Source organism: Mesorhizobium sp. M2E.F.Ca.ET.209.01.1.1, assembly GCF_004010375.2.
Taxonomy (GTDB): Bacteria; Pseudomonadota; Alphaproteobacteria; order Rhizobiales; family Rhizobiaceae; genus Mesorhizobium.
The window spans coordinates 72,041-84,970 of sequence record NZ_SADP02000015.1; the positions used below are offsets into that span (position 1 = coordinate 72,041).

Sequence of the window (12,930 nt, forward strand, 5' to 3'; positions counted from 1 at the left end):
GACGCACGCGGCCCGGCGCTACACGCCTAAAAAATCGCCGGACGATCGGCCGGCGCACCCTCAAAACATGAATATGGCGTCGCGTCAAAGGACGCGTGCGGCACCCTTATTGCGCCGCGTCGCCGCCCGCATCGCCGTTTTCGCCATTGTCGCCGGCGTCGCCGCTGTCGGCATTGCCGTCGGGAGCGGCCGGGGCCGTCGTCTGGCCGGACGCCTTGGCGGCGGCATCCGCCTGCTTCTTCTGCAGCGCCCGATAGCGGGCGACGTTCTGGTTGTGCTCTTCCAGCGTCGCGGCAAAGACGTGGCCGCCATTGCCGTCGGCGACGAAATAAAGATCGTCGGTCTTCGACGGATTGGCGACCGCTTCGAGCGCCGCGCGGCCCGGATTAGCGATCGGCGTCGGCGGCAGGCCCTTGATCAGATAGGTGTTGTAGGGTGTCTGCTTTTCGATGTCGGACTGATAGATCGGCCGGTCGGCGGGTTTGCCCTTGCCGCCGAACAGACCGTAGATGATGGTCGGGTCGGATTGCAGCCGCATGCCCTTGGCCAGCCGGTTGAGGAAGACAGCGGCAACGCGCGAGCGTTCGTCGCTCCGGCCCGTTTCCTTCTCCACGATCGAGGCCAGCGTGACGAAATCATCGATGTTGGCGATCGGCAAGTCGGGCGCGCGATGCGACCAGACATCCTCGACCAGCTTCTTCTGATCGGCGACAAGCTTGTCGACCATCTGCTGGCGGGTAGCGCCGCGGGTGAAGCGCAGCGTGTCGGTGGCGATGCTGCCCTCCGGCGGCAGGCTCGCCGGCATGTCGCCGGTGAGCGCATCCTGCTCTGCGACGCGCTGCAGCGCCTGCTCGACCGTGAGTCCTTCAGGAATGGTGAGCGAGTACATCACCGACTTGCCGCTCTTGAAGAGCTCCATGATGTCGCGCATCGAGGCACGCGGCTTGATGGCGTATTCACCGGCTTTCAGCGCCGATTCATTGCCGGTGGCGCGCACGCCGAGCCGGAAGATGCGGGCATCGCTGATCAGGCTGCGGCGTTCCAGCTGATCGGCGATCTCCTGCACGCCGGTGTTCGGCTTGACCATGAAGGTGTCGCCATTGGCGGACGGGCCGGGCTCGACAAATGCCTGCATGCCGAAATAAAGCGCGGCCCCCGAGGCGAGCACGAGAAGGATCGCCACGGACAGGAAGAAATTCAGGAACACCACGACCTGGCTGCGCGAGGCGCGCGAGCGCTTCGACGGCGGCGGCGTGCCGGCTTCCGGGCGCAATGCCTCGGCGGCCGTCTTGGGCACGATGGGACCTTTCGTGCCTTGCCGTCCGAAATCTCCGCCGCCCGGATTAGTGCTCCCCGGATCTGTGCTCATGGGCGCGCCCTACCGTCTGATCTTGCAACGAATCCCCCAGCAACAAGCTAGGGGAGAATTTGGCAAAAATGACGGCAGGTGGCGGGACTGCCGACTGGTTGTCCGAGCAATCCCGGGAAGAGCGTCGCGCCCTCTTCCCGGGATTGCCCCGGCTGGCCTTTCAGCCATTGTAGCGCTGGAACACGAGCGAAGCGTTGGTGCCGCCGAAACCGAAGGAATTCGACAGCGCGACGTCGATCTGGCGCTGGCGCGGCTTGTTCGGCACGAGATCGATCGCCGTCTCGCGTTCCGGATTGTCAAGATTGATCGTGGCGGGAGCGATGTTGTCGCGGATGGCAAGGATCGAGAAGATCGCTTCCGCGGCACCAGCGGCACCCAACAGATGGCCGACCGACGACTTTGTCGACGACATCGAAATCTTCGAGGCGGCATTGCCGACCAGGCGCTCGACCGCGCCAAGCTCGATCGTGTCGGCCATGGTCGAGGTGCCATGGGCATTGATGTAATCGACATCGGCCGGCGAAAGCTTCGCCCGGTTCAGCGCCGCCGTCATGCAGCGGAAGGCGCCGTCGCCATCCTCGGCGGGGGCGGTGATGTGGTAGGCGTCGCCGGTCAGTCCGTAGCCGGTGACTTCGGCGTAGATCTTGGCGCCGCGCGCCTTTGCGTGCTCGAGTTCCTCCAGCACGACGACGCCGGCGCCCTCGCCCATGACGAAGCCGTCGCGGTCGCGGTCATAGGGACGCGACGCGGTCTCCGGCGCATCGTTGCGGTCGGTGGAGAGCGCGCGGCAGGCGGCGAAGCCGGCAATCGACAACCGCGTAACCGGCGCCTCGGCGCCGCCCGCCACCATGACGTCGGCATCGCCCCACATGATCAGCCGGGCCGCGTCGCCAATGGCGTGCGCGCCGGTCGAGCAGGCGGTGACGACCGCGTGGTTCGGGCCTTTCAGGCCGTGACGGATGGAGACCTGGCCGGAGACCAGGTTGATGATCTGCCCGGGGATGAAGAACGGACTGATGCGGCGCGGGCCGCGATCCTTGAGGATCATCGCGTTTTCGGCGATGCCGTCGATGCCGCCGATGCCGGAGCCGATCAGCACGCCGGTGGCGCACTGATCCACATGCGTTTCTGGCTTCCAGCCGGAATCGGCCAGCGCCTCGTCGGCGGCCGCGATGCCGTAAAGGATGAAGTCGCCGATCTTGCGCAGTTCCTTCGGCTCGAGCACGGCCTCCGGATTGAAGGTGCCGTTGGAGCCGTCGCCGCGCGGGATGATGTGGGCGATCTTGCAGGCAAGATCGTCCACTTCGAATTCGGTGACGCGGCGGCAGGCGCTGCGGCCGGAAAGCAATTCCCGCCAGCTGTGCTCGACGCCCATGCCAAACGGCGAAAGCAGGCCAAGGCCCGTGACGACGACACGCCTCATCGCAGGTCCTCCCCGGTCATGCCTGCGAAAGAACTCAGGCCGAAGCCTTGTCGATATACTTCACGGCGTCGCCGACGGTGAGGATGGTCTCGGCGGCATCGTCCGGAATCTCGACGCCGAACTCTTCTTCGAACGCCATGACGAGTTCGACCGTGTCGAGGCTGTCCGCGCCCAGGTCGTCGATGAAGCTCGCCTGCTCCGTCACCTTGTCGGCATCGACGCCGAGATGCTCGATGACGATCTTCTTGACGCGCTCTGCGGTGTCACTCATTTGGGCAATCCTCGTCTTATGTTGTCGATCTTCGTTAGCGGGCGGAATGCCGCTAATCAAGCTGAAAGATGGTCTTGCGGGCAACGCAACGCCACAGGACCGGTTTTTGCCCGAACCGCCGGGTTGCGGGCCGCATTACACGAAAAATGCCGGGCGTCCAAGCCGAAATGGCTGTTTTCACAGGCGTCCGAAACTCGGTCGGCAAGGGTCTGTTGAGATTCAGGTCAGGCCGAGCCGAGAATGGTGGGTTCCGAGAACCGGAGCGGAGCGTACTTAAAGTACGTGAGCACCGGAAGCGCAGGAAGCCGCCATTCTCGGCTCGGCCTGACCTGAATCTCAACAGACCTTAGATCATCGCCATGCCGCCATTCACATGAATAGTCTGACCGGTGACATAAGCCGCCTCATTGGAGGCGAGGTAGGCGACGGCAGACGCGACCTCGGCGCTGGTGCCCATGCGCCGGGTCGGGATCGCGGCCATGATCGTCTCTTTCTGCTTGTCGTTGAGCTTGTCGGTCATGGCCGATTCGATGAAGCCCGGGGCGACGCAGTTGACGGTGATGTTGCGGGTGGCGATCTCCTGCGCCAGCGACTTGGAAAAGCCGATCATGCCGGCCTTGGAGGCGCAGTAATTGGTCTGGCCGGGATTGCCGGTGACGCCGACCACCGAGGTGATGTTGATGATGCGGCCATGGCGGCGGCGCATCATCGGATGGGTGAGCTCACGGGTGAGCCGGAACACGGCGGTGAGGTTGACCTCGATCACGCTGTCCCAGTCGGCGTCCGACATGCGCACGAACAGGCCGTCCTTGGTGATGCCGGCATTGTTGACCAGGATATCGACGCCCTCGAGCTCGGCCTCAGCCTTTTGGCCAAGCGCCTTCACCGCGTCGCGGTCGGTCAAATCGGCCGGAAACAGTTTTACGCGGTCGCCGAGCTCAGCCGCCAAGGCTTCCAGCCTCTCCACGCGCGTGCCGTGCAGGCCGACGATGGCGCCCTGGCTGTGCAGCACCCTGGCGATCGCCTCGCCGATGCCTCCCGATGCGCCGGTGACGAGCGCCTTGCGGCCGGTCAGTTCGAACATTTTTGTTCCCTTTCAAATCGGACAGGTCACGTACCGGACTATCTGTAGACGTCGCCTCGATGGCCGATCGTCACGACAAGAATAACCAGCCGCGTGTCTTGCACCTCGCAGATAATCCGGTAGTCCCCAACTCGGTACCTCCAGAATGTCGCCAGCGGGCCTTTAAGTGGTTTGCCTAGCTCACGCGGATTGTCGAGCTCGGCAAGTCGGTTTTCGATAAAGTCGCGGATGCGGTTGCGTGTGTGCGGATCTAGTTTTTCGACAAACTTGCGAGCCGAACGAGCATACTCAAGCGTCCAGGCCACGCCAGAAATCCTCGTTCTTTACGACATCCTCCTCACCTCGCCTGATCCGCTCAAGCACCTCCGCAGCGAGATAATAGTCCTCCACGTCTTCGAGCCCACGTTCAATGAGTTCACGCAGATAGTAGGCTTTGCTGCGGCCGGTCTTGGCGGCAAGAAAGTCCAAGCGTTCTTCAATCTCGGGCGCCAGGCGGATGGATGTCGGCACGATGACCTCCGTGAATACATGTATTCATTTACCGCTTTGAGGCTGAGAGTTCAAGCTTTGATGATCATCCCAGCGCCGCCAGCGCCGCCTCGACGTCCGCCGCCGTGCCGATGGCGCCGGTGGCGATGTCGCGTTTGATGCGGCGCGCCAGGCCCGACAGCACCTTGCCGGCGCCGACTTCGTACAGCGTGGCGACGCCATTGGCACCGAACCATTCCACCGTCTCGCGCCAGCGCACGCGGCCGGTCACCTGCTGGACCAGGCGGCGGGCGATCTCGTCCGGGTCGCTGGTCGGCGTCACGGTAACGTTGGAGACGACCGGAACCACCGGCGCCTGCTTTTCCACGCCCGCCAGCGCCTCGCGCATGATGTCGGCCGCAGGCGCCATCAGCGCCGAATGGAAGGGGGCCGAGACCTGCAGCATCAGCGCCCGCTTGGCGCCCTTTTCGGTGCACAGCTTCGCGGCCAGCTCGACCGCCGTCTTGGCGCCGGAAATCACCAGCTGGCCGCCGCCATTATCATTGGCGACCTGGCAGACGGAGCCTTTGGCCGCTTCCGCGCACGCTGCTTCGACATCGGCCTGCTCGAGGCCGATGATGGCAGCCATGGCGCCCTCGCCGGCCGGCACCGCAGCCTGCATGGCGTTGCCGCGGGTCCTGAGCAGCTTCGCCGCATCGCCGACCGAGACGAAGCCGGCCGCGGCAAGCGCGGAATATTCGCCCAGCGAATGGCCCGCCACATAGGCCACCTTGTCCTTCAGCGAGAAGCCGCGCGCTTCGAGCGCCCGCATCGCCGCCAGCGACACCGCCATCAGCGCCGGCTGGGCGTTGGCGGTCAGCATCAGCGTCTCTTCCGGCCCTTCCCAGATCAGTTTCGACAGGTTTTCGCCGAGCGCGGCGTCCACTTCCTCGAAGACGCGGCGCGCCTCCGGGAATTGATCCGCGAGGTCCTTGCCCATGCCGACGGCCTGGCTGCCCTGTCCCGGAAAGGTGAATGCGACGGCCATTTTTGATCTCTCCAGAGCCTGGTTTTTCTCTGCCTCTGGCGCAAGGCGCACAGCCAAGTCAAGCCCGCGGGTATCCCTTCAAGCCGTATTTCAGCCGGAAAACCCGGCTGACTCCCTGTTCCGAAAGGCTTTTTGGCGATCACACCTGATGAAAACCGCTCACGTTTACTTTGCTGGCTCTTCTTATTTCCGCCACAGGCGCTAGCTTTGCGTGACATTTTGATGACAGAGCCGTGACGCGCGTGGAAGGCGTGTTGCGTGGGCCGGGGGAAGTAGAGTGGCAAGGATCAGGAAAGGCACGGCCAAGCCCGTGCCTCAATTTTTGGAAGACGATCCGTCCACCGGCTACCTGCCGGGGCGGCCCTGGCCGACGGTACGCTACGGCCTTGCGACACTTCTTGTCTCCGCCCTGCTCGTCTTCGCAATCGAATGGATCGTGCGCGGCGATTTCTTCGGCACTGTCGATTTCTTCCTGCAGCCGTTCAAGCCGGGCTGGACCACGATCATCGTCTTTGCGCTGGTGCTGGTCGGGCTCGACGCCGTGATTGGCCGCAGCCACCAGAGCCTGATGATCGTGGCGCCACTGACACTGGCGCTGGCCTTTGTCGGACACCAGAAATCGCGTTATCTAGGCGATCCGCTCTACCCGACGGATTTCCTGTTTGCCCGCCAGATCATGGCGCTGATGCCGCTTCTGGTGCGCGAACGGCCATGGACGGCCATCATGCTTGCCGCGGCAATCGTCGGCGGGCTGGCGCTGCTGGTCTATGGCTGGCGGACCTGGCGCCGGCGGGTGCCGATCCTCAGCCGCAAGGGCCGCCTGGCGCGGCTGGCGCTTGCCGTGCCGCTGCTCGCCTTCTTCGTCTCGATCATGGACTACGCCACCTTCTCGTGGACGCGCGACCGGCTGCAGATCATCCCGATCATGTGGGACCAGAAGGAAAACTACGCCTCGAACGGCTTTGCGCTGGCCTTCGCGATGAATGTGCCGATGGCGCATGTCTCGGCCCCGCCCGGCTATTCCGACAAGACGATGGCAGCGATCCAGCGCACCGGCGTCGCCGCATCGGTGCCGGACGAGAAGCCCGATATCGTCGTGGTGATGAGCGAATCCTTCTGGGATCCGACGCAGTTGCCCGGCGTCAGCATCAAGCCGGATCCGATCCCGACCGTGCGCGCCCTGCGCTCGGGCTCGATGTTCTCGCCTGAGTTCGGCGGCATGACCGCCAATATCGAATTCGAGGCGCTGACCGGCTTCTCCAACGCCTTCCTGCCGGCCGGCTCGATCCCCTACCAGCAATATGTGCGCACGCCGACGCCGTCGCTGGCGACCTTCCTGAAGAGCGAGGGCTACCGGGCGCGCGCCATCCATCCCGGCACCAACTGGTTCTGGAACCGGGGCGCCGTCTATGCCGATTTCGGCTTCAGCGACTTCCGCTCCGAAGAGACGCTGCCGCCCATGGAAAAGCGCGGGCCGCTGGCTTCCGACGCGGCGATGACCGATGAGATCATCCGCGAGGCCGACGCCAGCGACGATCCGGTGTTCCTGTTCGCCGTCAGCCTGCAGAACCACGGCCCCTACGAGCCCTACCGCTATTACAATCCGACACATTCGGTCGATGCGCCGATCAGTTCCTGGGCGCGGGAATCGCTGCTTTCCTATGCCGAGGGCTCGGGCGACGCCGACCGCGGCCTGCAGCGGCTGATCGACTGGGCGAAGAAGCGCGAGCGGCCGACCGTCATCGCCTTCTTCGGCGACCACCTGCCGCCGCTCGGACCTGTCTATGTCGAGACCGGCTTCCTCAAGGACAATGTCGCGCCACGCAAGGAGCCGAATCCGGAAGCCGCGCTCGAGCATCACGACACGCCGCTGGTCATCTGGTCGAACCGCTCCGGTCCGGTGCAGAACCTGGGCGCCGTGAGTCCGGCCTTCCTCCCCTATCACATCCTGACCACAGCCGGCATCACGCACCCCTATTACACCGGCTTCCTCGGCGCGCTGCGCGAGCATTACCGGGTGGTCGACCGCAACCTGCTCCTGTCGCCCGCGGGCGAAGCGACGCCGGACTGGGCGAGGCAGAAGCAGATCGACCCGAAGATCAACGATTTCCGCCTCATCCAGTACGACATGATGTTCGGCAAGCGCCACTCGGCGCCCGACTTCTTCCCCGAGACGGTGAACAAGCTCGTCGCGCATACGAGTTGAGGCCACTATGCGCGAGCGTCGGAGAAGTCAGGCCCTGCGGTATTGTGGAATCCTCAATCCTGGCTGCCGGCCTTGCCTTCCCGCGAAATTGCTGTATAGACGCGCCCAATGTGCCGGTCCTTGCTGGGGGCTGAACGGAGGGCCGTGGCTTCTCAAAGCCGCGACACGAAGCCAGAAGCGCTTTTAGCCTCCCGTGTCTCCGCTCTCGACCGTCTCGTGATGCTCCTTTCTTCCCCGCGCCCTGGCGGCCGGGTCAGACAAGTTGCAGAGGCTTAGCCGCGAGGGCCGGACAGAGAAACGAAGAAAGGCAGAAAGACATAATGGCTCTTTACGAACATGTGTTTCTTGCCCGGCAGGACCTGTCGCAGCAGCAGGTTGACGCGCTTGTCGAACAGTACAAGGGCGTCATCACCGCGAATGGCGGCTCGGTCGGCCGGATCGAGAACTGGGGACTGAAGTCCCTCACCTACCGGGTCAAGAAGAACCGGAAGGCTTACTACACGCTGATGGACATCACCTGCCCGCCGGCCGCGCTCAACGAGATGGAGCGCCAGATGGGCCTGTCCGAAGACGTGCTGCGCTTCCTGACCATCAAGGTCGAGGCGCATGAGGAAGGCGCTTCGGCGATGATGCAGAAGCGCGAAGAGCGCTCCGAGCGCGGCGGCTTCGGCGACCGCGAGCGTGGCGATCGTGGCCCGCGTTCCTTCGGCGACCGCGACCGCGGCGACCGTGGTCCGCGTTCGTTCGGCGACCGCGAAGGCGGCGACCGTGGCCCGCGCCGTCCGCGCGAAGGCTTTGAAGGGGGTGCAGAATAATGGTCGACATCAACCAGATCCCGACCCGGCGTCCGTTCCATCGCCGCCGCAAGACCTGCCCGTTCTCCGGCGCCAACGCTCCGAAGATCGACTACAAGGACGTGCGTCTGCTGCAGCGCTACATTTCCGAGCGCGGCAAGATCGTGCCGTCGCGCATCACCGCCGTCAGCCAGAAGAAGCAGCGCGAACTCGCCAAGGCGATCAAGCGCGCCCGCTTCCTCGGCCTGCTGCCCTACGTGGTTCGCTAAGATTTCCGAAGCGGGCGGCTCGCCGCCCGCTTCTTTCACCCACGGCGACGGGCGCCGCTGGGTCTCGATCAAAATCCCGAGTTGGGGCCAATTGCCTCTAACTGCCCAGACAGGCAGGACAGCGACAAGAGCGGCGACGCCGCGCCAAAGCTTCCTGACCTGTTCCAATTCATTCAGCGCCGATCGAACGATCGACGCCCAAACGAAGGAACGAAACCATGGAAGTCATCCTCCTCGAGCGCATTTCCCGCCTCGGCCAGATGGGCGAGACCGTGAAGGTCAAGGACGGGTTCGCCCGCAATTTCCTTTTGCCGCAGGGCAAGGCGCTGCGCGCCAACGAAGCCAACAAGAAGAAGTTCGAGGGCCAGCGCGCCCAGCTCGAAGCCCGCAACCTGGAGCGCAAGTCTGAAGCCTCCAAGATCGCCGAGACGCTCGACGGCAAGAGCTTCATCGTCGTGCGCTCGGCCGGCGAGACCGGCCAGCTCTACGGCTCGGTGTCGACCCGCGACATCGCCGAGCTGCTCACCGCCGAAGGCTTCACCGTCAGCCGCAACCAGATCGAGCTCAACCAGCCGATCAAGACCATCGGCCTGTCTAATGTGGCGATCGCGCTGCACCCGGAAGTCGAGGTCACCGTGACGCTCAACGTCGCCCGTTCGGCCGACGAGGCCGAGCGCCAGGCCAAGGGCGAGACGCTGACCACCGCCGAAGCCATCTATGGCGAGGACATCAACGACAACGCCCGGCCGGAGAATTTCTTCGACCCGAACGCCGAGTTCGAGGGCGGCGAAGAGAACGCCTGATCCAGGCGCCTGATCTCTACGCCTCGTCGACCCCGAAGCATCGCTTCGGCTCGCAGACGTCCAGGATTTCTGGACCAACGCCCGGGTCTCCGACCCGGGCTTTTTTGTGCCAAAAGGAACTTTTCGACACCCCATATCTTGTGCACATTACAGCGTAGCGCGTCGATTGGACGCGGGCGATGCCCTGTGGCATCTTCGCTCTGGCATTCCAGTCTGATTACCGGGTGATCCGACTGAGGGGACATTTGGTCATGAACATCCTGTTGAAACACGTTCTCGAGCGCCTGGTGCGGGCCGGAGACCTCAAGGTGACCGGACCGAAGGGCACGACGCACAAATTCGGCGACGGCAGCGGCGAGCCGGTGCATATCCATATCAAGACCATGCATGCCGAGCGGGCGATCAGCTTCGATCCGATGCTGGCGGTGCCTGAGGCCTATATGGACGGCGAGCTCGATGTGCTGGAGGGCGGCGTGCTGGGGCTGATGCGCATCGCGTTCCAGAACATGGGCTCGAGCGGCATCGACGTGTCCTGGTCGAAGGCGATCGAGGGCCTGCGCCATGCCTTCCGCCGGCTGCAGCAGATCAACACCGCCGCGCGCTCGCGCCGCAATGTGCAGCGCCACTATGACCTGTCGGGCGAGCTCTACAAGCTCTTCCTCGACGAGGACATGCAGTATTCCTGCGCCTATTTCGAGCAGCCCGACATGACGCTGGACGAGGCGCAGTTGGCCAAGAAGCGCCACATCGCCGCCAAGCTCAGGCTCAAGGCCGGCCAGACCGTGCTCGACATCGGCTCCGGCTGGGGCGGGCTCGGCCTCTATCTCGCCAAGGCCTTCGACGTCGACGTGCAGGGCGTGACGCTCTCCACCGAACAGCATGGCGTTGCCACCGACCGCGCGCATGCGCAGGGGCTGCAGGACCGCGTGCATTTCGAACTCAAGGACTATCGGCACATCAACGAGCGCTTCGACCGCATCGTCTCGGTCGGCATGTTCGAGCATGTCGGCGTCAACCACTACCGCACCTTCTTCGACAAGGCCGCGACGCTGCTCAAGCCGGACGGCGTTATGCTGCTGCACACGATCGGCCGTTCCGGCGTGCCGTGGGCGACCAGCGCCTTCGTGCGCAAATACATTTTCCCGGGCGGCTACATCCCGGCGATGTCGGAGGTGATGCCCGCGATCGAGAAGTCGGGCCTCGTGGTGACGGACATAGAAATCCTGCGGCTGCACTATGCCGATACGCTCAAGCACTGGGGCGCCCGCTTCGCCGCCAACCGCGACAAGGCCAAGGCGATCTATGACGAGCGCTTCTGCAGGATGTGGGAGTTCTATCTCGCCGCCTCGGAAGCCGCCTTCCGCTGGCAGGACCTGGTGATCTTCCAGTTCCAGATCGCCAAGAAGAACGACACGCTGCCGGTGACCCGCGACTACATCGCCAAGTGCGAGAAAGCTCTGGAGCTGCGCGACCACGACCATCCGGAGCCGGAAGCGCCCGCCGCCCAGCCGGCCAAGCCGACGCGCAGGCGCAAGGCGGTGGAGTAGGCACCTTAGACATCGGCGTTGGAATGTATTGCTGCCTCTACAGCGAGGCCAGTTTCACAGGTCGGCGCTGCCCCTCATCTGGCTGCCGCCATCTTCTCCCCGTGAACGGGGAGAAGGGACGCGGTCATTGATGATTTCGCCAATCACAGGCGTTGCAGAATAGGCGCCAGCCAAGCGGCCAGCTCACTTCTCCCCGTTCACGGGGAGAAGGTGCCGGCAGGCGGATGAGGGGCAGCGACGCCCTTCGAAATTTCCTTCAAGCCAGCAAGCCGATCATGACTTGCCATTGGGATGACGGCCTGTGACAAGTTCGATCCTGTCATGACCTACCTCATCTATGTCGCCGCAGCGCTTGCCGAGATCGGCGGCTGCTTCTCGTTCTGGGCGTGGTGGCGGCTGGACAAGTCGGCGCTCTGGCTTCTTCCCGGCCTTGTCTCGCTGGCGCTGTTCGCCTTCCTGCTGTCGCTGGTCGACACGGACGCGGCGGGCCGCGCCTACGCCGCCTATGGCGGCATCTACATTGCGGCTTCACTTGGCTGGCTGTGGCTGGTCGAAGGCGTGCGTCCCGACCGCTGGGATCTAGCGGGAGCGGCGCTCTGCGTCATCGGCGCTTCAGTCATCCTGCTCGCGCCGCGCGGGATTTGAGCGATGGAGCTTCCTGCCCAGTTGCGCCAAGGCGTCGACAGCCTGCTCGACAAGGTGCCGCTGCCGGCGCTGAAGCAGGCCGCCAAGACGCTGTCCGAACGCTACCGCGCCGAGCTGCGCGACGGCCGCTTGCACATCGGCGAGGACATGGCCGTCAAGGCCTATCTGGCGACGCGGCTCCCAGCGACCTATGCCGCCGTGCGCGCAAGCCTCAATGCACTGGCCGATGCGCGACCGGATTTCCAGCCGAGGACCCTGCTCGACATCGGCGCCGGGCCTGGCACGATGCTTTGGGCCACCACAGACGCCTGGCCGGAGCTGGAACAGGCGGTTCTGGTCGAGGCAAGTGCTGCGGTACGCAAGGTCGGGCAGTCGCTCGCAGCCGGCACAATCGGCGCCCGCACCGACTGGGTCGCCGGCGACGCCACCATCGATCTCGACGACCTCAAGCCCGCCGATCTCGTCAGCATCGCCTATGTGCTCGATGAGGTCGCGCCGGCCTCGCTGCCGAAGCTCGTCGGCCGCCTCTGGCAGCTGACCGCCGACACGCTGCTCATCGTCGAGCCGGGCACGCCCGCCGGCTGGCAGCGCATGCTTGCTGCGCGACAGCAACTGATCGGAGCCGGCGCCCATGTCCTTGCGCCCTGCCCGCACGAGGCGCCCTGCCCGCTCGCGCCGCCCGACTGGTGCCATTTTTCGCGCCGCGTCGCCCGCTCGCGCCTGCATCGGCTGGTCAAGGAAGCGGACGTGCCCTGGGAGGACGAGAAGTTCATCTATCTCGCCGCCTCCCGGCTACCGGCGCCCGCGCGCCCGGCACGTGTGATCGCGCCGCCGAAAGGCGGCTCGGGCAAGGTGGTGCTGAAACTATGCCGGCCCGATGGCGGCGCGGGAGAGCAACTCTTCAGCAAGCGCGACGGCGATGTCTTCAAGGCGGCGCGGCGGGCGGACTGGGGCGATTCGCTGCTATAGGAATTTTCTTGTTTTGTTCTCGTTTGAAGAGCTA

The 12,930-nt window shown here is 64.5% G+C and carries 14 protein-coding genes; 7 read left to right on the forward strand and 7 right to left on the reverse strand.

Going from position 1 to position 12,930, the window contains the following annotated elements; genetic code table 11:
- Nucleotides 1-106 precede the first annotated feature (106 nt).
- From mltG to fabD, 7 genes are all read right to left on the reverse strand, one after another.
- Nucleotides 107-1,369, reverse strand: a complete 1,263-nt coding sequence (mltG, locus tag EN852_RS24910) for an endolytic transglycosylase MltG (protein WP_127877831.1) — start codon at nucleotides 1,367-1,369, stop codon at nucleotides 107-109.
- A gap of 160 nt (nucleotides 1,370-1,529) precedes the next feature.
- Nucleotides 1,530-2,792, reverse strand: a complete 1,263-nt coding sequence (gene fabF / locus EN852_RS24915) for a beta-ketoacyl-ACP synthase II (protein WP_095816073.1) — start codon at nucleotides 2,790-2,792, stop codon at nucleotides 1,530-1,532.
- 34 nt (nucleotides 2,793-2,826) lie between these two features.
- Entirely contained in the window at nucleotides 2,827-3,063 is a 237-nt protein-coding gene (locus EN852_RS24920; RefSeq protein ID WP_006203723.1) for an acyl carrier protein, read from the reverse strand.
- Nucleotides 3,064-3,409: 346 nt separating this feature from the next.
- Nucleotides 3,410-4,147 (reverse strand): 3-oxoacyl-[acyl-carrier-protein] reductase, encoded by a 738-nt coding sequence (gene fabG, locus EN852_RS24930; protein ID WP_127877829.1) that lies wholly within the window; start codon nucleotides 4,145-4,147, stop codon nucleotides 3,410-3,412.
- A gap of 38 nt (nucleotides 4,148-4,185) precedes the next feature.
- On the reverse strand, nucleotides 4,186-4,452 hold the full coding sequence (locus EN852_RS24935; RefSeq protein ID WP_127864916.1) for a type II toxin-antitoxin system RelE/ParE family toxin: 267 nt from the start codon (nucleotides 4,450-4,452) through the stop codon (nucleotides 4,186-4,188).
- Complete coding sequence (locus EN852_RS24940; protein ID WP_127877827.1) at nucleotides 4,436-4,657, reverse strand: ribbon-helix-helix protein, CopG family; 222 nt, start codon at nucleotides 4,655-4,657, stop codon at nucleotides 4,436-4,438. Before EN852_RS24940 ends, EN852_RS24935 begins: the two co-directional genes overlap by 17 nt.
- A 64-nt stretch (nucleotides 4,658-4,721) precedes the next feature.
- Nucleotides 4,722-5,663: an ACP S-malonyltransferase gene (gene fabD / locus EN852_RS24945; protein ID WP_127877825.1), complete on the reverse strand. Its 942-nt coding sequence runs from the start codon at nucleotides 5,661-5,663 to the stop codon at nucleotides 4,722-4,724.
- A 277-nt stretch (nucleotides 5,664-5,940) separates the two neighbouring features.
- On the opposite strand from fabD, the gene EN852_RS24950 reads away from it, so the two are divergent.
- The 7 genes from EN852_RS24950 to EN852_RS24980 all read left to right on the forward strand — a co-directional run bounded on the left by EN852_RS24950 (nucleotide 5,941) and on the right by EN852_RS24980 (nucleotide 12,896).
- Entirely contained in the window at nucleotides 5,941-7,869 is a 1,929-nt protein-coding gene (locus tag EN852_RS24950; protein WP_127877823.1) for an LTA synthase family protein, read from the forward strand.
- Between the two features lie 320 nt (nucleotides 7,870-8,189).
- Entirely contained in the window at nucleotides 8,190-8,684 is a 495-nt protein-coding gene (rpsF, locus tag EN852_RS24955) for a 30S ribosomal protein S6 (protein ID WP_127877821.1), read from the forward strand.
- Complete coding sequence (gene rpsR, locus EN852_RS24960; RefSeq protein ID WP_006203718.1) at nucleotides 8,684-8,932, forward strand: 30S ribosomal protein S18; 249 nt, start codon at nucleotides 8,684-8,686, stop codon at nucleotides 8,930-8,932. The genes rpsF and rpsR overlap by 1 nt, the downstream gene beginning before the upstream one ends.
- Before the next feature lie 218 nt (nucleotides 8,933-9,150).
- Complete coding sequence (gene rplI / locus EN852_RS24965; protein ID WP_112125640.1) at nucleotides 9,151-9,735, forward strand: 50S ribosomal protein L9; 585 nt, start codon at nucleotides 9,151-9,153, stop codon at nucleotides 9,733-9,735.
- Nucleotides 9,736-9,986: 251 nt separating this feature from the next.
- Complete coding sequence (locus EN852_RS24970) at nucleotides 9,987-11,282, forward strand: cyclopropane-fatty-acyl-phospholipid synthase family protein (protein WP_127877819.1); 1,296 nt, start codon at nucleotides 9,987-9,989, stop codon at nucleotides 11,280-11,282.
- A 321-nt stretch (nucleotides 11,283-11,603) separates the two neighbouring features.
- Nucleotides 11,604-11,927 carry a YnfA family protein gene (locus EN852_RS24975; RefSeq protein ID WP_127877817.1) on the forward strand — a complete coding sequence of 108 codons (324 nt, stop codon included), beginning with the start codon at nucleotides 11,604-11,606 and terminating at the stop codon, nucleotides 11,925-11,927.
- A gap of 3 nt (nucleotides 11,928-11,930) precedes the next feature.
- Nucleotides 11,931-12,896, forward strand: coding sequence for a small ribosomal subunit Rsm22 family protein (locus EN852_RS24980; RefSeq protein ID WP_127877815.1), 966 nt, complete (start codon nucleotides 11,931-11,933; stop codon nucleotides 12,894-12,896).
- Nucleotides 12,897-12,930 lie beyond the last annotated feature (34 nt).

What these genes read in the sequence shown, in the direction of transcription:
- fabF (WP_095816073.1), bottom strand. Translation starts at nt 2,792, where the DNA reads ATGAGGCGTGTCGTCGTCACGGGCCTTGGCCTGCTTTCGCCGTTTGGC.
- fabD (WP_127877825.1), bottom strand. Translation starts at nt 5,663, where the DNA reads ATGGCCGTCGCATTCACCTTTCCGGGACAGGGCAGCCAGGCCGTCGGC.
- fabG (WP_127877829.1), bottom strand. Translation starts at nt 4,147, where the DNA reads ATGTTCGAACTGACCGGCCGCAAGGCGCTCGTCACCGGCGCATCGGGA.
- rpsF (WP_127877821.1), top strand. Translation starts at nt 8,190, where the DNA reads ATGGCTCTTTACGAACATGTGTTTCTTGCCCGGCAGGACCTGTCGCAG.
- EN852_RS24975 (WP_127877817.1), top strand. Translation starts at nt 11,604, where the DNA reads ATGACCTACCTCATCTATGTCGCCGCAGCGCTTGCCGAGATCGGCGGC.
- EN852_RS24970 (WP_127877819.1), top strand. Translation starts at nt 9,987, where the DNA reads ATGAACATCCTGTTGAAACACGTTCTCGAGCGCCTGGTGCGGGCCGGA.
- mltG (WP_127877831.1), bottom strand. Translation starts at nt 1,369, where the DNA reads ATGAGCACAGATCCGGGGAGCACTAATCCGGGCGGCGGAGATTTCGGA.
- rplI (WP_112125640.1), top strand. Translation starts at nt 9,151, where the DNA reads ATGGAAGTCATCCTCCTCGAGCGCATTTCCCGCCTCGGCCAGATGGGC.
- rpsR (WP_006203718.1), top strand. Translation starts at nt 8,684, where the DNA reads ATGGTCGACATCAACCAGATCCCGACCCGGCGTCCGTTCCATCGCCGC.
- EN852_RS24980 (WP_127877815.1), top strand. Translation starts at nt 11,931, where the DNA reads ATGGAGCTTCCTGCCCAGTTGCGCCAAGGCGTCGACAGCCTGCTCGAC.
- EN852_RS24920 (WP_006203723.1), bottom strand. Translation starts at nt 3,063, where the DNA reads ATGAGTGACACCGCAGAGCGCGTCAAGAAGATCGTCATCGAGCATCTC.